The sequence below is a fragment of the Pelomonas parva genome (assembly GCF_043555835.1).
Lineage (GTDB): Bacteria > Pseudomonadota > Gammaproteobacteria > Burkholderiales > Burkholderiaceae_C > Pelomonas > Pelomonas parva.
Map to the genome: position 1 here is coordinate 688,146 of NZ_JBIGHV010000003.1, position 19,081 is coordinate 707,226.

The 19,081-nt window shown below is 68.4% G+C and carries 23 protein-coding genes; 4 read left to right on the plus strand and 19 right to left on the minus strand.

What is annotated here, in order from left to right:
• Positions 1-49 precede the first annotated feature (49 nt).
• The 6 genes from ACG00Y_RS10540 to ACG00Y_RS10565 all read right to left on the minus strand — a co-directional run bounded on the left by ACG00Y_RS10540 (position 50) and on the right by ACG00Y_RS10565 (position 6,675).
• Positions 50-373: a DUF6959 family protein gene (locus ACG00Y_RS10540; protein WP_394478550.1), complete on the minus strand. Its 324-nt coding sequence runs from the start codon at positions 371-373 to the stop codon at positions 50-52.
• Complete coding sequence (gene tnpC, locus ACG00Y_RS10545) at positions 349-1,953, minus strand: IS66 family transposase (protein ID WP_394478553.1); 1,605 nt, start codon at positions 1,951-1,953, stop codon at positions 349-351. The genes ACG00Y_RS10540 and tnpC (ACG00Y_RS10545) overlap by 25 nt, the downstream gene beginning before the upstream one ends.
• 76 nt (positions 1,954-2,029) lie before the next feature.
• Positions 2,030-2,359, minus strand: a complete 330-nt coding sequence (gene tnpB / locus ACG00Y_RS10550; protein WP_394478555.1) for an IS66 family insertion sequence element accessory protein TnpB — start codon at positions 2,357-2,359, stop codon at positions 2,030-2,032.
• Entirely contained in the window at positions 2,356-2,700 is a 345-nt protein-coding gene (locus ACG00Y_RS10555) for a transposase (protein ID WP_394478557.1), read from the minus strand. Before ACG00Y_RS10555 ends, tnpB (ACG00Y_RS10550) begins: the two co-directional genes overlap by 4 nt.
• A 52-nt stretch (positions 2,701-2,752) precedes the next feature.
• Positions 2,753-3,145 (minus strand): SEL1-like repeat protein, encoded by a 393-nt coding sequence (locus ACG00Y_RS10560; RefSeq protein ID WP_394478559.1) that lies wholly within the window; start codon positions 3,143-3,145, stop codon positions 2,753-2,755.
• Between the two features lie 5 nt (positions 3,146-3,150).
• On the minus strand, positions 3,151-6,675 hold the full coding sequence (locus tag ACG00Y_RS10565; RefSeq protein ID WP_394478561.1) for a hypothetical protein: 3,525 nt from the start codon (positions 6,673-6,675) through the stop codon (positions 3,151-3,153).
• Positions 6,676-6,887: 212 nt separating this feature from the next.
• Here ACG00Y_RS10565 and ACG00Y_RS10570 point away from each other — a divergent pair, with 212 nt between their 5' ends.
• Positions 6,888-7,169 carry a hypothetical protein gene (locus ACG00Y_RS10570; RefSeq protein ID WP_394478563.1) on the plus strand — a complete coding sequence of 94 codons (282 nt, stop codon included), beginning with the start codon at positions 6,888-6,890 and terminating at the stop codon, positions 7,167-7,169.
• Here the strand turns inward: ACG00Y_RS10570 and ACG00Y_RS10575 are convergent.
• Positions 7,166-7,372 carry a DUF3565 domain-containing protein gene (locus ACG00Y_RS10575; RefSeq protein WP_394478565.1) on the minus strand — a complete coding sequence of 69 codons (207 nt, stop codon included), beginning with the start codon at positions 7,370-7,372 and terminating at the stop codon, positions 7,166-7,168. The two genes, ACG00Y_RS10570 and ACG00Y_RS10575, sit on opposite strands and share 4 nt — an antisense overlap.
• A complete protein-coding gene (gene recQ / locus ACG00Y_RS10580) occupies positions 7,372-9,249 on the minus strand; it encodes a DNA helicase RecQ (RefSeq protein ID WP_394478567.1) in 1,878 nt (625 codons plus the stop codon). The genes ACG00Y_RS10575 and recQ overlap by 1 nt, the downstream gene beginning before the upstream one ends.
• A gap of 38 nt (positions 9,250-9,287) precedes the next feature.
• On the opposite strand from recQ, the gene ACG00Y_RS10585 reads away from it, so the two are divergent.
• On the plus strand, positions 9,288-9,773 hold the full coding sequence (locus tag ACG00Y_RS10585) for a cupin domain-containing protein (protein ID WP_394478569.1): 486 nt from the start codon (positions 9,288-9,290) through the stop codon (positions 9,771-9,773).
• Here ACG00Y_RS10585 and ACG00Y_RS10590 read toward each other — a convergent pair.
• From ACG00Y_RS10590 to ACG00Y_RS10600, 3 genes are all read right to left on the minus strand, one after another.
• A complete protein-coding gene (locus tag ACG00Y_RS10590) occupies positions 9,752-10,243 on the minus strand; it encodes a RidA family protein (protein WP_394478571.1) in 492 nt (163 codons plus the stop codon). The genes ACG00Y_RS10585 and ACG00Y_RS10590 overlap by 22 nt on opposite strands.
• Before the next feature lie 129 nt (positions 10,244-10,372).
• Positions 10,373-10,591, minus strand: coding sequence for a SlyX family protein (locus ACG00Y_RS10595; RefSeq protein ID WP_394478573.1), 219 nt, complete (start codon positions 10,589-10,591; stop codon positions 10,373-10,375).
• Positions 10,592-10,647: 56 nt separating this feature from the next.
• A complete protein-coding gene (locus ACG00Y_RS10600; protein WP_394478575.1) occupies positions 10,648-11,445 on the minus strand; it encodes an SEL1-like repeat protein in 798 nt (265 codons plus the stop codon).
• A gap of 124 nt (positions 11,446-11,569) precedes the next feature.
• Here ACG00Y_RS10600 and ACG00Y_RS10605 point away from each other — a divergent pair, with 124 nt between their 5' ends.
• Positions 11,570-12,349, plus strand: coding sequence for an XRE family transcriptional regulator (locus ACG00Y_RS10605; RefSeq protein ID WP_394478577.1), 780 nt, complete (start codon positions 11,570-11,572; stop codon positions 12,347-12,349).
• A gap of 58 nt (positions 12,350-12,407) precedes the next feature.
• Here ACG00Y_RS10605 and ACG00Y_RS10610 read toward each other — a convergent pair whose 3' ends face one another.
• The 8 genes from ACG00Y_RS10610 to tnpA all read right to left on the minus strand — a co-directional run bounded on the left by ACG00Y_RS10610 (position 12,408) and on the right by tnpA (position 18,274).
• Entirely contained in the window at positions 12,408-13,292 is an 885-nt protein-coding gene (locus ACG00Y_RS10610) for a hypothetical protein (RefSeq protein WP_394478579.1), read from the minus strand.
• 253 nt (positions 13,293-13,545) lie between these two features.
• On the minus strand, positions 13,546-14,196 hold the full coding sequence (locus tag ACG00Y_RS10615) for a hypothetical protein (RefSeq protein ID WP_394478581.1): 651 nt from the start codon (positions 14,194-14,196) through the stop codon (positions 13,546-13,548).
• A 40-nt stretch (positions 14,197-14,236) separates the two neighbouring features.
• Positions 14,237-14,761: a hypothetical protein gene (locus ACG00Y_RS10620; RefSeq protein WP_394478583.1), complete on the minus strand. Its 525-nt coding sequence runs from the start codon at positions 14,759-14,761 to the stop codon at positions 14,237-14,239.
• A 36-nt stretch (positions 14,762-14,797) separates the two neighbouring features.
• Positions 14,798-15,100 (minus strand): hypothetical protein, encoded by a 303-nt coding sequence (locus ACG00Y_RS10625; protein ID WP_394478585.1) that lies wholly within the window; start codon positions 15,098-15,100, stop codon positions 14,798-14,800.
• 242 nt (positions 15,101-15,342) lie between these two features.
• Positions 15,343-15,858 carry a hypothetical protein gene (locus ACG00Y_RS10630; protein WP_394478587.1) on the minus strand — a complete coding sequence of 172 codons (516 nt, stop codon included), beginning with the start codon at positions 15,856-15,858 and terminating at the stop codon, positions 15,343-15,345.
• Positions 15,859-15,894: 36 nt separating this feature from the next.
• A complete protein-coding gene (tnpC, locus tag ACG00Y_RS10635) occupies positions 15,895-17,445 on the minus strand; it encodes an IS66 family transposase (protein WP_394478605.1) in 1,551 nt (516 codons plus the stop codon).
• A 74-nt stretch (positions 17,446-17,519) separates the two neighbouring features.
• Positions 17,520-17,867 (minus strand): IS66 family insertion sequence element accessory protein TnpB, encoded by a 348-nt coding sequence (gene tnpB, locus ACG00Y_RS10640; RefSeq protein ID WP_233375782.1) that lies wholly within the window; start codon positions 17,865-17,867, stop codon positions 17,520-17,522.
• Positions 17,864-18,274, minus strand: a complete 411-nt coding sequence (tnpA, locus tag ACG00Y_RS10645) for an IS66-like element accessory protein TnpA (RefSeq protein ID WP_394478589.1) — start codon at positions 18,272-18,274, stop codon at positions 17,864-17,866. Before tnpA ends, tnpB (ACG00Y_RS10640) begins: the two co-directional genes overlap by 4 nt.
• Before the next feature lie 281 nt (positions 18,275-18,555).
• Here tnpA and ACG00Y_RS10650 point away from each other — a divergent pair, with 281 nt between their 5' ends.
• Positions 18,556-18,762: a hypothetical protein gene (locus tag ACG00Y_RS10650; protein WP_394478591.1), complete on the plus strand. Its 207-nt coding sequence runs from the start codon at positions 18,556-18,558 to the stop codon at positions 18,760-18,762.
• Positions 18,763-19,081: the final 319 nt, after the last annotated feature.

The window sequence follows — 19,081 nt, forward strand, 5'->3', positions numbered from 1 at the left end:
CGTAAGCGGGCGGCCAAGTCACCTTGACGGCGCGGCCTATGTCGGCATCTCAACTCTTGCTGTACGGGAGCGCGATGCCATGCGCTGAGAGCGTCGTCTCATAGTGATCGAGTAGCGATTGCAGGTTGTCGCGAATGTCTGCAATGTCCTCGGCGACGTCGCTATTCAGCAGTTGCACATCGGCCTGCACTCGGTTGAGCTCGCGGACCAGCTCGTTCAAGGTATCTCCCTGCATCAGAACGCCAGGGAAGCGACGCTCGGGATGCCGCATCACAGCTGCATTTGTGGCGTCTGAGTAGATTTCAACAGCTTGCTCTCGCATCGCATGAGGCCGGTATTCGGCAATTTCTATTGTTGGTCGAGAGCATGCCATCGGTGCGGCAGCAGCTCGTCGATGCGGCTGGCCGGGTGAGTGGGCAAGCGATCCAGCACGTCCTTGAAGTAGGCGTACGGGTCATGCCCGTTCATGCGAGCCGAGTGCAGCAGGCTCATGATGGCGGCGGCTCGCTTGCCGGCGCGCAGGCTGCCGGCGAACAACCAATTCGATCTTCCGACCGCGATCGGGCGGATCTGGTTCTCGACCCAATTGTTCGAGATCGGCACGTCGCCGTCGTCGACGAAGCGCGTCAGCTCCTTCCAGCGTTTGAGGCTGTAGTCGATCGCCTTGATCGTCGCGGAGCCGGGCGGCACCAACTGGCGCTTTGCGAGCAGCCAGCGGTAGAACACGGCCAGGACCCGTCGTGACTTGCGCTGCCGGATCCGTCGTCGTTCATCACTGGCGAGCTGCTCGATCTGCCGCTCGATGCGGAACAGGCTTTGGTAGAAGCGCAGTGCTTGCTCCCCGACCTGGCTGCCGTGGTTGGCCCAGAGCTCGTGGAACTTTCTGCGGCTGTGGGCCATACATTGCGCGGAGGTCACGCCCTTGTCGGCGCAGGCGGCGTAGCCGCTGAACCCGTCGGTGACGAGCGTGCCCTGCCAGGCGTTGGGGGTGTCCAGCCGCAGGAAGTCGCGCACGTTCTCGCCGCTGCGGGTCTCGCTGAACTCGAACACCACCGCCTTGACCGGGTTGGTGCTCGGCGTGCAGTACGACCAGATGTAGGCCTTGTGGGTCTTGCCGTTGCCGGGCTTGAGCATGGCCACCGGCGTCTCGTCGGCGTGCAGCACCAGATGGCGCCTGAGCTCGTCGGCCAGGGCGTCAACGAGCGACTGCAACTGGGCGCCGCACTCGCCCACCCATTGGGCCAGCGTCGAGCGTGAGATCAGGTGGCCCGCGCGTGCGAAGACGGCTTCCTGCCGGTACAGCGGTAGGTGATCCATGAACTTGGCCACCAGCAGGTGCGCCAGCAGGCCAGCGGTGGGGATGCCCTTGTCGATCACGTGGGCGGGCACCGGTGCCTGCACGATGCGCTGGCAGCACTTGCAGACCCACTTGCCGCGCACATGCCGCTCGACGCTGAACACGCCGGGTTGGTAGTCGAGCTTCTGGGCAACGTCTTCGCCGATGCGCTGCATGGCCTCACCGCAGCCGCAGGTGGTGTCGGCCGGTTCGTGCGGGACGTCGCGACGCGGCAGGTGGTCGGGCAGTGGAGCTCCCTTGGGTTGCTTCTTCTCGTCGTCGTTCCTGTCGGCACGCTTGCGGTGCCGTGCCAGCTCGCCCTCGAGCTCACCGATGTCGGTGTCCAGCGTCTCTTCGAGCAGGCTGCGCTGTTCGGGTGAGAGGGTGCTGGCGAAGCGTTCGCTGGTGGCGGCGAACTTCAGCCGCTTGAGCACGGCCATCTCGTGCGTGAGCTTGTCGATGAAGGCCTGCTTGAAGGCGATCTCATGGTCACGCTGGGCGATCAGCGCATCCATGGCGCGCAACCGCTCGTCGTTCGCCGCTACCTCGGCCATCAACGACTGCAACGCCTGCCGCATCTGCGGGTCCAAGGCGTCCAGTTGCTGTGCACTGATCATGGACGGTCATGGTGCCGGATCGATGCCCTCAGCACATCGGCATATCCGGCAATTGCCTGCGGCGTGAGCCGTCGTTCTAGATCACGCGGATGATTCCAGCGTCACCCAGACGCTGCCAGGGCAGGCCCAGAACCAGGGCGTCGAGCTGTGCCGGGCTCAGGCTCAGCGTGCTGCCGTCATGCGCCCAGACGAACTTGCCGGCGTTCAGGCGCCGGGCGGCCAGCCACACGCCGATGCCGTCGTGCACGAGGACCTTCATGCGGTTGGCTCGGCGGTTGGCGAACAGGTAGGCGTGATGCGGCCTGGCGGCGCCGAAGACGTTGACCACGCGTGCCAGGGCAGCCTCGGTGCCGGCGCGCATGTCCAAGGGTTCCACCGCGAGCCAGACGGCGTCGACGCGGATCAACCCAGGACCTCGCGCAGCCAGGCGGCGCTGCGACCATCCAGGGGCAGGTCGGCCTGGACCAGGGTGTTGCCGCGCCGGATCTCGACGCGGATATCCGACGGCGTTGCGTTGGACGGGATTGGTGCCGCAAGCGGCAATGCGATGAACCCGCTTGTCTTGGCGGGTGTCGCCAGTGCACCTTCACGGGCGAGTTGCCGCCACCGGTGCACGACGTTGGCGTTGATGCCGTGAGCCATGGCGACCTTCGCCACCGAGGCACCGGCCTTGCCGCACTCAGCCAATATCTGCGCCTTCAATGTCACGCCGTAGCGCTTGCGTGTGCGGGCCTTCTCGCTTGTCATTGCGTCCACCTAAGTTACGTGGACGCGATCCTTGCCGGCGCTGGCGGGCGATTCAAGATGACTTGGGCGGACGCTTACTGAACTTCAGCGCGTCGGCTTGGTTCACCGGCACCACCCCTAGGAACTGCCCCGCGAGATAGCAGCCGACCTTGTAGGCCGCCAGTGGATGGCCTGCCTCGGCCGCCTCGGTGAAGTATCTGAACGCGGCCACGTTGTCCTGTGCGGTGCCGATGCCGTTGTTCAGGAACATGCCCAGGTTGTACTTGACCTCGGCGTTGCCATTCGGCGCGAGTGCCGACAGGCGCGCGAACATCGCTTCCTTGGAGAGGCTCTCCGCCTGGGCACCGGACAGCGAGACGAGGGCGGTGGCGGCAAGCGCCACGAAACGTTGGATCAAGGGCATTGCTTTGACAGAAGGTGACCACCGCGGACCGGTCAGTTGCATGGCCTTCACTCCACCGCCAACGCCACCACCGTCGGCGACCCCGTGAACCGCATCACCCCCGCATCCAGCACCGCCGCGACCACGCCCAGCATGACGCCCATGCCCATGCCGTAACCCGAGCAGGCGTGCGGCGGCGCGCCCTTGGGGTCGGCGCGGTCGCCGCCAAAGGCGACGTGGTGGCGCAGCGGGTCCTGCTGGGTGGCCGAGCCCAGGCCGACGACGACGACGCGGCCCGGCTCGACATCCACCTGACCCAGGCGATGCGCCACGCGCGCCTTGCGCCAGACCTGGAAGGGCGTGGGGCGCTGGTTGAGCGTCGCCACCAGCGTCGGCCGCAGCCGCGCCACGGCCTCGGCGTAGGGCGGCGGGGCCGTCTGCGTGTCCGGGTGGACCTCGTTCCACTGCGGCTGCAGCTCCCACAGCTTGCGCGTCTGCACCCAGCCAGCCAGCACGGTCAGCAGGTTGGCATGCGTGGTGGGCGGGAAGCCCAGCATGATGCCGGCCAGCGTGCGCCCAGGCAGGTCGGGCGTGGCGCCGGGCACGGCCTTGGCGGCCTCGACGATCTTTTTGGCCAGCGGTGGCAGCTGCGTGCCCGGCTCGGCCAGCCAGGCCTCCACGGCGGCCAGGAAGCGCTGGCCGGCGGCGCGGCCCTCGGCCTTGACGGCGTCGGTCGGGTAGGGGCCGAAGACATGGCGCGACACCTTGAACAGGTCGCGCGGGCAGCGCGGCGCGACGCCGTTGGGATGGGCCTCGGCATGGAACTCCGTGCCCCAGATGTGGCGCCCGTCCGGCTGGCCGAACCACAGCTGGCACAGCTTGGCCAGCACGCCTTCGCTGAGGCGCTCGAAGTCCAGCGGCGTGTCGCTGGGCAGGTCCTTGGGCTTCTGGTTGTCGGGGAAGGCGGCCAGCAGCGCGCGGGCCTCGACCTTCAGCTGCGCCAGGCCGGCCTTGGCGACCTGGTAGGCCGTGGCGTAGCACTGGGCCTCGCTGTAGGCCTCGATGGCGGCATTGACGGCGGGCGCCTGCTCGCGGTGGCCGGTGTCGTCGTCCAGGCCCAGGAAGCCCACGCCGATGGAGTCGTGCATGCGCTCGCTGTAGCCGCTGTTGGAGTAGCGGTCGGGGGCGTTCCTCAGCACCTCGCAGACGCGCTCGGCAGCGCCCACGAGCACGCCGTAGGCCGTGTCCACCACGCCACCGGGCTGGGCGCGCACCCAGGCCCAGGCCTGGTCGCGGGTGTTGGTGTCCTCCAGCCACAGCTGCATGGCCGCCTTGTCCTGCAGGTCGGGGATCTTGTCGGGCACCGGCACGGGCGCCGGCAGTGGCAGGGCCAGCTCGACGAGGCCGGGCAGGCCTTTCAGCGCGGCGATGGACGGCACGAAGAAGTAGGCGCCCCATTGCAGCGTGACGAAAGGCTCGGGGCCCAGGTCGATCTCGTAGGGCTTGCCGCCATGCTCGAAGGGGTACAGGCGCGGCCCGGCGCTGCCGTCGACGACGGCCAGCAGCGGGTCGGACTGGCCGGAGTAGCCGCCGCTGGCGTTGCCGCCGGCCACCCAGCGTTGCACCACCTCGAACTGCTCGGCCAGGTGGGCGTTGTAGGCCATGAAGACCAGGCCGCGGTCGTCGTCGTCCGGCGCGTCCGGGTGCACCGGGGCACCATAGCTCATGCCCCGGCGCAGGATGCGCGGCATGCGGCTCTTCGCAAACGCGGTGCCGGCCAGGTCACGCGGGTTGACACGGCGGATGTGCGAGTGGAAGGGGCAGGCCGAGCCTTGCTCGTCCTTGGCGAAGTTGAAGTCGTTGCCTGTCACGCCAGGCGCCGCCAGCGAGCGGCCGTCCTGCCAGCGGCCCATCAGCTTGGCGAGCACGAGGTCGTGGTCCAGGCCGATCTTCTTCGCCTCCTGGTAGGTGCGCCGGGCGAAGCGGCCGGTGTACTGGCGCAACTTGCGCACGACGAGGAAGCTGCCGCGGTCCAGCAGCGCGTCGGGCTGCTCGGGCACGGCATAGCCCTTGTCGCGTTCGGTCGGGAAGCCCTGCAGCACCTCGCCGCGCTTGACCTTGTCGTCCCACGCCTCGCCCGTGGCCGGCGCGTCGTCTGCCGCCGGCACGGGCTGGCTGATGCCGTCCTTGAAGCCGAAGTGCTCCTTGTCGGCCGCGTTGCTGCGCATGGGCTCGATGGCCATCAGCGCCAGGCCGGTGCCTACGGTCAGCGCGTTAGCCAGTTCTTTCAGCCGCTGCTCGTCGGCAGGGGTGAAGTTCTCGCCCGGCTCGGCCGCCGGGAAGCGCAGCTGCACCAGCACATGGGCGTTCGCCGGGTCGATGCGATCGATGCCGTTGACGTGGGGCGCCAGCGGCCAGTGCGCCGGGTGGTTGTGGCGCACGTCGCCCAGCAGGCCGGCGCGCGCGGCCATGCCCTCCTTGAAGGCCTGCGGGAAGCGCTCCAGCCGCGCGGCCGGCACGCCCAGCGCCTTCAGGCCCGACAGCGTCAGCGCCACCTGGCGCCAGACGCCCAGCTGCGCGCCGTCCTCATCGTCGCGCTGCACGGGCGCGGTGCTGAGCCAGGCAACGGCCTGCGACGCCTGGGCCACGCGCAGCATGACCAGCCCGCCACGGTTGCCGGGCGGTTTGGTCAGGATGCAGCACTGCAGGTCGCCGGGCTTGAGCGACAGCGCGCGGGCTTTGACTTCAGGCTCGGGCAGCGGCTGCTCGAACCAGCCCAGCATCTCGTAGTGGCGCTGGCGCAGCGCGCCGCCGGGCGTCTTGCCGCCGTCGTGGGGGAATTGCCTGGCGGTATCCAGCTCGCGCAGCTCGAACAGGATGTCGTGCGTGGCGCGCAGCAGGCAGGCGCGGTCGGGCGCCTTGGCGCCGAAGAAGCGCTGCAGCGTGAACAACCCCGCCAGCGGCACCAGGCCGCGCGCGGCCATCGCAAAGCGCTCCTGCGGGTCCTTGGGCAGCGGCTGCGTCTCGCCGGAGGCCGGGGCGCGCAGGCGGTTGAACGCCAGCTCGTTGGCGCGGCCGCGCTGGGCGGCCTCCAGCTTGGCGAGGTATTCGGCGTCGCTGACGCTGCGGCCGGACTCGATGAACAGGAAGTCCGCCGACACCTCGTGCGCCCGCACCCAGCGCGCATAGGTCTCGAAGCTGCAATCGCGCGACAGCGTGTAGCCCTCGGTGTGGCACAGCATCAGGTCCAGCGTGGAGCCGAGCTGGTCCCAGATGACCCGCATGTAGGGCTCCCAGCCGCCGTCGAAGTTGACGCTGAGCAGCAGGCGGTCGGGCGCGCCGTTCTGGCCGTCGACGATGCTCCAGCGGAAGGAATGGACGATGCGCCAGCGCGCGACGATGTCGGTGTAGGGCGAGGCCGGCGCACTCGACTCGCGCGAGCCCAGCCGCAGGCCGTTGAGCGTGCGCAGCACCTTGCGCAGCCGGTCCACATAGGTGAGCACTTCCAGTGCGTCGACGAAGCCTGGCTTGATGTCCGCCAGCAGGTTCAGGTCCGTGATGCCGCCCAGCTGGACGTCGTTGCCGCGTGCCATGTTTCTCTCCCCAAGTTTGCGCGCGGGAGTATCGAGCGGCGTCGTGACGGGCCGCGCCGGCTTCGCCCACAAGTTTGATTAGGGGCGCTCCCGCAACCGCAGTCTCGTCGCCGCCAGCCGCAGCTCATCCGCGGAAAACGGCGACTAATCGCAAACCCGAGGACGGGCTAACCCCGAGTCGGCACAGTCCAACTCACCAAAGGGGAACCGACATGAACCGCATCAGCACCACCAGCCAACGCACCTTCCGCCTGCAGGCCGCCAGCGCGGCAGCGCTCATCGCGCTGGTCGCACTGACCGGGGCGACGTGGATGACCATCACCGCACCGACCGAGCCCACCGTCGTGCTGGAGCGCGTGGTCATCGAAGGCAGGCGCACCGTCGACACCACGGCCGAGGTCAAGCAACTGCCCCGCGTCGTCATCGTCGGCAAGCGGGATGCGGCAGCCGACGGCGCCCAGGTCGCGGTGGCCGGCACGGGCGGCGTGCGCTAAGGCCGGTCCTTCGGTGCGGCTTGGTCGCACTTCAGGCAGTTCAAGCACTGCCCAAGCACGCCGGCCCGGCCTTCCGCGCTCTGCGTCCAGGGCCGGTTCTGCCAAGGCGGGTCGTGGCGGGTGTGCTGGTTGTGACCACAGGCCAGCTCCGCCACCCAGTGGCCCTCTTCGTCGACATGGAAGCCGGTGATCGGCTGCTCCATCAGCGCCCCAGCACCCGCAGGATCTCCCGCCCGTAGGCTTCCAGCTTCTTGGCGCCCACGCCGCTGATCTCGCCCAGCTCGGCCAGGTCGCCCGGCATCTGCCGCGCCATCTCGGCCAGCGTCGTGTTCTGGAAGATCACATAGGCCGGCAGGCCATGCTCCTTGGCCACCTCGGAGCGCCAGGCCTTGAGCGCCTCGAAGCGCTCGGCCGCCTCGTCGTCCAGCCCCAGCGTCGGGTCGGCCTTGGGCTTGGCGGTGCGGCCTGCCTTGCCGGCCTTGCCGCGCGGCCTCTTCTCCTCGGCCTCGCGCAGACGCAACTCCACCTCGCCCTTGAGCACCGCGCGCGCGCTGTCCTGCAGCGCCAGCGTGTTGAACTCGCCCTCGGCCGCCACATGCCCTAACGACACCAGCTGGCGCAGCACCGCGCGCCACTGCTGCTCGGACAGGTCGGCGCCGCAGCCCCAGGTGGAGAGTTTGTCGTGGCTGTACTGGCGCGTCTTGTCGGTCGTCTTGCCGCGCAGCACATCGATCAGGTGGCCGGCGCCGAAACGCTCGCCGCGCTGGTGGAAGCGGTAGATGCAGCTCAGCAGCTTGCGCGCCGGCTCGGTGGCATCCCAGGTGACCGGCGGGTGCAGGCAGTTGTCGCAGTTGCCGCAGGGCCCGGCCTCTTCGCCAAAGTAGTTCAGCAGACGCACGCGCCGGCAGTCCGTCGCCTCGGCCAGCGCCAAGAGCGCGTCCAGCTTGCCGCGCTGGCCTTGCTTGAAGGTCTCGTCGGCCGGGCTTTCGTCGATCATGCGGCGCTGGTTGACGACGTCGGCCAGTCCGTAGGTCATCCAGGCCTCGGCCGGCGCGCCGTCGCGGCCGGCGCGGCCGGTCTCCTGGTAGTAGGCCTCGATGTTCTTGGGCAGGTCCAGGTGGGCGACGAAGCGCACGTCCGGCTTGTCGATGCCCATGCCGAAGGCGATGGTGGCCACCATGACGATGCCGTCCTCGCGCAGGAAGCGGTCCTGGTGGCGGCGGCGCACGTCGGCGTCCAGGCCGGCGTGGTACGGCAGGGCCTTGATGCCCTCGCTCTCCAGCCACACCGCCGTCTCGTCCACCTTCTTGCGGCTCTGGCAGTAGACGATGCCGGCCTCGCCCTCGTGCTCGTCGTTGACGAAGCGCAGCAGCTGGTCGCGCGGCGAAGCGGTCTTCTCGGCGATCAGGTAGCGGATGTTGGGCCGGTCGAAGCTGCTGATGAAGACGCGCGCGTCCTGCAGCTGCAGGCGCTCGATGATGTCGCGGCGCGTCAGCTCGTCGGCCGTGGCGGTCAGCGCGACGCGCGGCACCTCGGGGAAGCGCTCGTGCAGCAGGCTGAGCTGCAGGTACTCGGAGCGGAAGTCATGCCCCCACTGGCTGACGCAATGCGCCTCGTCGATGGCGAACATCGACAGCAGGCCGCGCTCCTGCAGCGAGGCCAGCTGAGCCAGGAAGCGTGGCGTGGTGAGCCGCTCGGGCGCGGCGTAGAGCAGCGTCAGGCGCCCGCTCATCATCTCGCGCTCGATGCGGCTGGCCTCCTCGCCGGTCAGGCTGCTGTTGAGGAAGGCGGCGTGCACGCCGGCTTCTTCCAGCGCGCCGACCTGGTCGTGCATCAGCGCGATCAGCGGGCTGACGACGATGGCCACGCCCTGGCCGCGTGTCTGGCGCAGGATGGCCGGCACCTGGTAGCACAGGCTTTTGCCGCCGCCCGTGGGCATCAGCACCAGCGCGTCGCCACCCGAAGCCACGTGCTCGACGATCTCGCCCTGCTGGCCGCGGAAGGCCGTGTAGCCGAAGACTGCTGACAGGACCTGGTGGGCTGCGGATTGCAGGTCGGCGGAGGGTTCGGGAAGATGCACGGGCGGGTTCACGCCGCGATTGTCCCAGGAGAGTTTCCATGCCCACACCCGCCGAGCTGCGCGAGCAGCTGATCCGCAATTTCAACGACGCGCCACGCGAGCGCTTCGTGCGCGCGCCGCGCTACGACAGCGAGACGGCCAGCCTGACCAAGGGGACGGCGGCGAAGAAGCTGGGCGCCGGCTTCGACATCGTCGCGCCAGGCATGATGAGCTGCCCCTACCACCTCCATCATGCGGAGGAAGAGATGTTCATCGTGCTGCAAGGCGAGGGCACCTTGCGCGTGGCCGGGGAGCTGGTGCCCATCAAGGCCGGCGACGTCATCACCATCCCGCCGGGGCCCGAGTACCCGCACCACATCATCAACACGTCTGACGCGCCGCTGCACTACCTGTCGATCAGCACGCAGGCCGCGCCCGAGATCTGCGAGTACCCGGACTCCGGCAAGGTCGGCGCCTTTGCGCCCGGCCTGCGGCTGCTGCAGCGGCGCGAGGCGGGGCTGGATTACTGGGACGGCGAGCCCTGACCGCCTCGCTCAGGCCGGCACTCGATAGTGGCCTTGACCGTGAGCGGCACGCCGCTGCGCAGGGAGACTGCGCCGATGACCGACCTGGCGTGCAGGCCGGCGGGGCCGAACACCTCGACAAGCAGGTCCGACGCGCCATCCAGCACCCGGGCATGGTCTTCAAAGTCCGGCGTCGTGTTCAACGACCCATGCAGCTCGACGATGCGCACCACGCTGTCCAGGCTGCCGAGCGTTGCCCGTACCGTCGCCAGCAAGTCCAGGCAGGCGGAGCGGGCGAGCTGGTAGCCGTCGTCCGCAGAGAACTCCTGACCCAGGCGGCCGCGCGGCTTCACGCCATGCACCGCCAGGGGCGACTTGCCGGACAGGAACAGCAAATTGCCCGTGCGCGCGGCAGCGGCGTAGTTCCCGGCCGGGCCGCTGCTGGCCGGCAGCGCGATACCAAGTTCAGCGAGGCGTTGTTCTGGTGTCATGGTGGAAAAAGCAGCGTGATCAGTTGGGCACAGGGCTACTCGCTTCGCTCGGGCGGTCTGTCCCGCAGGGCCTGATCAGTTGGGGACAGAGCTACTCGCTTCACTCGGGCGGTCTGTCCCGCAAGGTCATCAGTAGTGCGGCGGCAGCTCATCGCGCAGGTTGACCTGCGCGCCCGGCTCGGCGGTGGCGCGGTTGCGCAGCTCCACCAGCTCGCGGACGAGCCGGTCGATCTGGGCCTGCTGGCGCACGACCACCGCGTTGAGCTGCTCGACGGTGTCCTCGGCAAAGCTGGCCTTGATCTCCAGGTCGGTGAGGCGTTGTTCCAGGGTGTGCAGGTCGGGGTCCATGCCCGTATTGGGCCAGAGCCGGCGCGGGCGGCCGTGTTGACGGCTGACTGAGCGTCTCAGGGCTGCTGCCCGGTCGGCCTGGCAGCGGTCAGCAGCGGCTCCACGTCACGCATGCCGGCGCGGGCCTGCTGGGTCAGCGCGGTCGGGCCCGTCACCCAGCCAGCCTGCAAGGCCTCGGCGCGTTGGCGGCCTGCGTCGTCCATCCCCGACTTCAGCGTGGCGATGCGGTCAGCCAGGGCTGCGGGCGCCGGGCGCATGCCGGCCTGCGCCACCAGGAGGAGGCCCAGGGCCTGGACCGGGTCCTTGCCGTCCTTCTCGGCCAACACGGCCAGTGCCCGGGTGGATGCCAGGTCGCCTTGGCGCGAGGCCAGCGCCAGCCAGCGCTCGGCCCCGGCGCGGTCGCCGCGTTTCAGCAGCACCAGGCCTACATCGTGCTGCGCCAGGTCATAGCCGGCCTCGGCGGCACGCTGCTTGTAGGCCAGGGCCTGGGCCTCGTCCAGCGGCACCACACCCGCGAACTGGCCCGCGAGATAGCAGCCCACCTTGTAGGCCGCCAGCGCGTCGCCGGCCGCTGCGGCCTCGCTGAACAAGGCATAGGCGCGGGGCAGGTCGCGCGCGCTGCCGATGCCGTTGTTCAACAACATGCCCAGGTGGTACTTCAGCGCCGGGCTGTCGCTGCGGCTGGCGGCCGCCTCGACGCGGGCGAACAGCGCCGCGTGGCTGCCGCCGGCGGCCTGCGCCTGGGCCGGCAGGGTGGCGGCTGCCGCAAAGCCGGCGAAGCACAGGGTCAGCAGCGCAGCGCGCAGCGGCTGGCGCAGAGTGGCGTGGCGGCGGGCGGGAATCAAACGACGCATGGCAGTGGCATGGGGCAGTGGCAAACGGGGGCGGATGCTGTCGACTTGGCAGTCGCAGCGCCAGCACGGCCGGGCGGGTGACGACCGGCAAGCCCGTCGGTATCACCCAGTGATACTCAGCGCGATGAAAGCCACGCAAGCCCTGACCGCCGCGCTGAAGGCCGAACTGCGCCGCGCCGGCATCACCTACGCGCAATTGGCCGTCCACCTGGACCTGGCCGAGAGCAGTGTGAAGCGCCTCTTCTCGCGCGGCGAGCTGACGCTGGCGCGCATCGACCAGGTGCTGGCCGTGCTGCAGCTGGACTTCGCCGACCTTGCGCGCAAGGTGGCCCAGGCGGCGCCGGCCCGCCAGGCGCTGAGCGCCGAGCAGGAAGCCGCCGTGGTGGCCGACCCCCACCTGCTGCTGGTGGCCATCTGCGTGCAGGCCCGCTGGACGGCGGCACAGATCCTGGAGACCTACGCCATCACGACCGCGCAACTGGTGGCGGCACTGACGGCGCTGGACCGCCTGGGCTTCATCGAGCTTCGCGCCCACAACCGCTACCGGCTGAAGGTGGACCAGACCTTCCGCTGGCGACCCGACGGCCCGGTGATGGCCTTCTTCCGCCGCCACGCGGTGCCCGACTACTTCGAGGGCGGCTTCGACGGCCCCGGTGAGCAGCTGGCCCTGGTGCATGGCCAGATCGCCCACGCCCGCGCTGCCGATTTTCACGACCGCCTGCAGCGCCTGGCACAGGACTTCGTGCACCAGCACGTGGCCGACCAGGCCCGCCCGACGGGCGACAAGACGGCCTACACGCTGGTGTTGGGCATGCGCTCCTGGTTGTTCGAGCCCTTCCGCGCGCTGCTGCGCACGCCCGATGCGGCGCCGGGCATTGCGCCGCGCGCCCGGGCTAGACGCTAGCTTGATCAGTTGGGGACGAGCTACTCGACCGTGTCCTCGGCAAAGCTGGCCTCGATCATCAGGGCAGCGCGTCCAGCGCCTCGGCCCAGGTCGCCGCCACCTTGGCATAGCCGTCGCGGGTCGGGTGGATCTCGTTGGCCCAGTCGCCCGACGCGCCGGTGCTGCCGGCGTCGGCCAGCACGAGGTGGGCGGACTGGCTGTCGATGATCTGGATGGGGCCGGCACCGGGTTGAGCAGCCACCCGTGCGGCGGCCAGGTCACGCAGCAGGTCGCCCAACCGCGTCATCAGCAGCTCGCCGATGGCCAGCCAGACGTTCTCCGGCACCTGGAAGCGCACCAGCGCCGGCTGCAGCCAGGGGCCGAAGCCGGCGCCGGCTGACGCCGGGCGCGGGCGCAGCAGCGCGTAGTTGTGTAGCAGCAGCGGCGTCGGCTTGTTGACGCCGCTGTCGCGCAGGTCCGCCAACCCGTTGAAGACGGCGCCCAGGTAGGTGCTGAAGGTCTGCCAGCCCTGGTCGCTGAGGTAGCTGGCCGCAGCGCCGCCCACAGCGCCAACGCCGCGCTCGGCCGGCGTCAGCAGCAGGCGCTGGGCACGCGGCGCGCTGGGCGGCGAGCCGATGGCCTCGATGAGGTCGTTGCCGCCGCCAGACACGAGCACGGCGCTCCAGCGCGTGGCGACATTGCCGCGCAGCTGGTTGACGAAGTTGGGCGCGCGCACGTTGTCCACCATGCGGCGCAGCACCGCGCCGGGCGCCGCGCAGTTCACCGCCACCGCCCAGCGCGCGAGGCGCAGTTCTTCCAGCACGTTGGTGGTCTTGTAGGGCGGGATGGCGCCTATCGAGAACCACGAGTCGCCCTGCGCCAGGAAGCACTGGCCGTAGTCGCCAATGGGGAAGTCTCCATGGCTCAGGTCGTAGGGGCTGATGACTTTGACGGGATTCGACATGGCGGCGGTTCTCCGGTGAGACCGCCAGTGGAGTGCCAGCCTGCGGCGGGCGCAACCCCAAGACTGCCGAGAAAGGTCAGGTGCCCGCGCCGCGCCAGTCGCGTCGACCCGCAGCAACACGCCGACTCGGGCTCATCACGGAGGTGCGCCCTTGCAAGCCGGTGCAGCTTCGGTGGGCGCCTGCTTACTGCAGTCCACCAAACTTAGCGCAATTGCGCAGTCATTCGGCGCATCGCACCCTGCGCGTCATCCGTCAAATTCGACAGGTCGGGTCCTTGGGAAAAGCGTCAACGTTCGGGGGTAATTCGGTCGTCGTTCCCGCAAGCGTCACGCGCAACTCGCACGCCTGGGCGGCGGGCTGCTCCGGCCGGATGAACGGGGAGATGACATAGCTCTGACTTGGCTGAAAGACAAAACTGCGCGCCACACCACAAGCCGTGCCCTTGACCGTCGTGACCCAATGCAAGTGCACCGGCCGGCCCGGCTTGACTTTCAAGCCTGCGGGCGCGACCGCATCCAGGGGCGTACGCGCGTAGTCCGCTACTACCTCGCCCAACAATGTGCGCTCACCGGCGGCAGGGTCGTTGATGTTGAGCATGTCGGCACGCGGCAGGGGCGCGGCTAACTGCAAGGTGGCGGCATCGGGCGCGTTCGAGATTGACAACCGCTCGGGGGGCAGCTTGGCGTTGCCGGGAGCAAGGTAGGCGCCGGTGCACGCAGCCAGTGACAGGCCGGCTACGAGCAGGATGCCAACGCTGCAACAAGGGGGAATTAGGTGGGTCATGTTCAGTTCCTTCTTTCTGTTCTTGCGCCGGCTGATTCGACTCCATTCAACGATTAGCAGCCAGACTTGTTGAATCCAAAGCGCTGCGGACACCACCCAGAGCAAACCGGCGCTTACCACGGCAGCGCCGGCACCGGTGGTTTTGAGGGCGCAATGGACCTCAAGGCCTTGTCCGGGCGGCCTGCCACCAGTCCGACCAGCGGTAATGCTGTTGGTCACTCCAAAACGCCTCCCCTTCGGGCTGATTGGTGTTGAGCCGGGCGTGGCCTACGCTGGAGCCGGCCACCGAGCCCGCGCTGACGTTGAGGCTCACGCTCCAGCTGCTGCCGCTGGCCACGTCGCGGTTCACCACGTCCTCGTGCGTGAATGTCTGCGTCTCGAAGTAGTTGCTGGCCGCCTTGCTGGCGACCGCGCTGCCCTTGAGATGGGTGTGCCCATTCACGCGCACGTCGAAGCCGCCGGTGCCGGCCACGATGCTGCTCTGCTGTTTGATGGATTCGTGCTCTGCAAGCAGCTTGAGCTGGCTCGCGCTCAGGCCCAGGCTTGGGGCGCCAAAGCTGCCGCCAGGGAACGGGACCGAGACGTTGATGCCGTAGCTTTGCTCCTTGGCCTGGTAGAAAGATTCGTCCTGCGGGCTGGCCAGTGTGAGGTTCCCGCTGCCCGACGTGCCCACTCGCGCCAGCACGGTCTGGCCCGTCGCCCTGGCCCCGCTCTCTGAGCATCAGTACCTAAGCCATGGTGCGGCATTGATCCAACGCAGTATCTGGCCCGTCTGCCAGTCGTACTCCACCACCATGTCGTAGTGGCCGTCGCTGGCCGGCGAGCCGAAGGGAATGCCCCGTTCAGCAAAGTTGCGCGGGCACTCGATCCAGCTATCTTCAGCCTTGGAGTGCCCGTCGATGCGAGGGGGATAGATGCGCAAGCGCAAGCTTCCATCGGGATTGAATACGCGCAGGTGCCGGGGGTAGGGCTCCGGCCCTTCCATTGGCTGCCCTTGGAAGTGCCATTCGTCGATGAGCACCACGCCACTGCGATCCGGAAGCACTGTGGCGGGGAAAGGGCAGGACACGGGCTTTCCCTGGTACGTCCAGCGAAGCTCAACGACACGGGTGGCGCCAGTGCGATCCGTGAACTCTATCGACCGCTCCAGACCGCCTGGCGCTCCAGGAGGATGCCAAGGCAGGATGCCCCCCCTGTCCCAGACTTCAGCAATGTTTAGCATTTCGTTCAGCATCAGCGTAAGCGTCGCCTCACCACCCTCTTGACCTAGACGTCGAGGACGTGGCGCAGCAGTTCGAAGCCGACGCGCCAGTTGCGGCCGTCCATGGCTTGCAAGGTCGCGGTGCGACGGTTGACGCGGGTGACGATGCCAACCAGAGCCGTCCCCTTGGCGTCGTCGAAGGTGACCTTGTCGCCAACCTTGAAGGTGGTGTTGGCCGTCTGCGCCGCGGGCTCCGGCGGCGGCTCGTAGGCCTGCACTCCTGGTTCGGTCGTGAGGCTGTCGATCGCAACGTACGGAATCTTCCAGGTCCGGCGCACGTCTTCTTCGAGCACGGTCGCCTGCTTGTCGTGCCGCGCGATGAGCTTGCCGTGGCGGACCTGCCCGGTGCGATGGTCGATGAACTGCACGGGCTGGCCCAGGTGCAGCTTCACGCGCGCCGCCATCTCGCGCTTGGGGTCGTCCAGCAGCACATCGATGAGCGCGCGCATCTGGTAAAGCTGCATGCTCGGCGCGTCTTGCAGTGCCTCGACCATGCGCGAGGCGATGTCGTCTTCAGCCATGGATGAATGTTGCCAGGGCCGCAGCCCCGCTGGACTTCAGGCCGCGCGTGGGAGCGCTTGCTGCGCCGCGATCGACCACGGCAGCAGTTCGTCGATCCGGTTCACCGGATGGTCAGCGATGCGCTGCAGCACCTCCCGCAGGTAGGCCTCGGGGTCGAGCCCGTTGAGCTTGGCCGTCTCGATCAAGCTGTACATCGACGCCGCGCGCTCGCCACCGGCGTTCGAACCCATGAACAGGTAGTTGCCGCGCCCGAGCGCCACACCGCGCAGCGCGCGCTCGGCGGCCGAGTTGTCGATCTCGATGCGGCCGTCGTCCACATAGCGCGTCAACGCCTTCCAGCGCGCCAGGCTGTAGCGAGCGGCCTTGGCCAACTCCGACTTCGTCGACACCTGGGTCAGCACGCCCTGCAGCCAGAGATGGAACTTCTCCAGCAAGGGGCCGGCCCGCGCCTGGCGCTGCTGACGTCGCACCGCAGGCGGACGGCCCCGGATGTCTGCTTCGACGGCATACAGCCCCTGGATGTGGCGCAGCGCCTGTGCCGCCAGCCCTGTGTCATCACGGTGCTGCTCGTACAGGTCCCACCAGGGTCGTCGCGCGTGGGCCCAGCACGCGGCTTCGACGACCTGGCCACCGTCGTAGAGGGCGTTCCACCCGCCATACGCGTCGGCCTGCAGGATTCCACGGAAGTCGCGAAGATGGCGCTGCGGGTGCTCGCCCTTGCGGTCCGCCGAGTACCGGAACCAGACGGCCGGCGGCGCGCTGTCGCCCGAGGGCCTGTCGTCGCGCACGTAAACCCACAGCCTGCCGGTGCGGGTCTTGCCTTCGCCTGGCGCCAGCACCTTCACCGGCGTGTCGTCGGCGTGGACCTTGGCTGCGTGAAGAACGTGCCGGCCCAGCGCCGCGACCAGGGGATCGAACAAGGTGTGGACCTGTTCTACCCAGCCGGCCATCGTGCTGGGGTCGATGTCGACGCCCTCGCGAGCGTAGATGCGGCTCTGGCGGTGCAGGGGTGAGTGATCGCAATACTTGGACACCGCCACGTGGGCAAGCAGCGCCGGGCCGGCGAGGCCTCGCGCAATCGGCCGGCTCGGCGCGCTGGCCTGGAAGATGGCTTCGCACTTCGTGCACGCCAACTTGGGCCGCACGGTGCGGATGACCTTGAAGCGCGCCGGCACGTACTCCAGGTGCTCCGAGACGTCGGCGCCGATGCTGCGCAGCCGGCCACCGCAGGCGGTGCAGCCGCAGGACTGGCCGGCGGCGTCGTGATGCGCTTCAGTGGTGGCCGGGCGAATCTCGTGCTGTTCGCGAGGCAGGTGATCCGGCAGGCTGCGGTCGACGCTGCCGGCATTGGCGGCCGCCGTGGTCGGCTTGCGCACGGGCAGTTGCTCCAACGCTACCGGCTCGATGAGGCTGGCCTGCAGATCGAATCGCTCGCTGGAGACGCCGAACTGCGCGCGCACGCGGCGTGCCAGTTGCAGCTTGAGCTTGTCGACCATCAGCTTGAGCCGCTGCACTTCGTTGGCGCTGACGCGCAATTGCTGCTTGAGCAGTTGCGCGTCGTCGGGCAGTTGGCTGATCGGGTCGATGTCCTGCGGCACGAACCTCAGTGTGCGACGAGCTCAGCGAGAGCGCATCGGGATCACTCCCGAGGACACACCCCCTATGCAGCCAATTGAGGTGAGCTCGTGCGCATCGGCATGCGCCAGTCGATGCCTTCCAGGAGCATCGACAGCTGGGCTGCGGACAGTGCAACGCGCCCGTCGACGGCCTGGGGCCAGACGAAGCGACCTCGCTCAAGGCGCTTGGCCAGCAGCATCAGTCCTTGGCCGTCGAACCACAGCACCTTGATGATGTCGCCGCGCCGGCCACGGAAGACGAACACGTGGCCATCGAACGGATTCGACGCCAGGGCCGTCTGCACCACGGCGGCCAGGCCGTCGAAGCCCTTCCTCATGTCGGTGTGACCGGCAACGAGCCACACGCGCGTGCCCGATGGCAGGCCGATCATGCGAGGCTGCGCAACGCAGAGAGAAGCGCCACAAGACTCTCCTGGTCGACGGCGCCTCGCAGTCGCAGCCGGGCACCAGCGAAGTCAAGTTCTATGCTGCCGGCGGTGGTGCGGGTCGCGCACGATGTGGGCACGGGAGGTGCCGACACCGGGTCGCTCGGCGTGGCCGAGGCGAGCGTGATCGGCAGCAGCTGCGGCGCCGACGCTTGCGCAGGTCCTGAGCCAGAGGCCTCGACAGCGCGATGTTCACGGCGCCACTTGAACACCAGGTTGGCGTTGATGCCGTGAGCCATCGCGATGCTGGAGACCGAAGCACCCGGCAGCAGGCATTGCCGGACCAACTCGCGCTTGAGCTCGGGGCTGTGGTCGCGCCGGCGGCGCTTGGAGGGAGTGTCTTGATCGGCCATGGTGTGCGTTAGCGATGCCTGATGCACACCATCTCAGGTGCGCAGGATCAGCCGATCTTGCTCACGACACCACCGCCACGGTAGAGGGCCGTGAGGCCACGCTTACGCATCAGCAGCCCTCGACGCACTTGGGAATCCCGATAACACGAACGTCAAGGCTGGGCGCCATAGTCTTTCGGCCCTGGCCACCAAGGCTTGGAAGGCCAATCCTCCAGTGCGCAGATGAAGTCTGACGCGGCGCTGTACAGCGGATGCGGGTAACCATACTTCGTGCCATCACCTTGAAAGAGTCCAACGAACAAGCCTTCCCGAGGCGGCGTGACCTCTCTGGCCTCAATCGCGTCGAAGAGTGGAGTTGTACTAAGGAGCAAGACCTGGAGATCGGCATCGCATGCAGCCTCCTCGACAAGCAAATCCCGGAACTTGCGCATGCTTCGCAGAAGAATTTCGTGCTTTGTCAATTCAGCCTCCGGATCGCAGTTGCCTAGGGTCAATGCGGACTGGCGTCGTCCATGGGCTCGTCGCCGCTGCACGACCAGGCATCAGGACTTGTGTAGTCGGCCCTGCAGAACGCCTGCAACCCGCATGAACACTAGCTTTTCGGGGTGAGTGCCGATGGTCAGAACTCCCAGGAAGATATTCAATCCATAGCAGTTGCTGGGAGTTTTGGGGAGGCGAGTCGATGGCCACGGACGACTTCTTCAGGGCGCGGCTGGACGGCATGGTGGACCCACGCCACCCGCTGGCAGTGCTGGCCCGCCGCATGCCCTGGGCGCAGATCGAGTCCACGCTTGCGCCGCTGTTCGC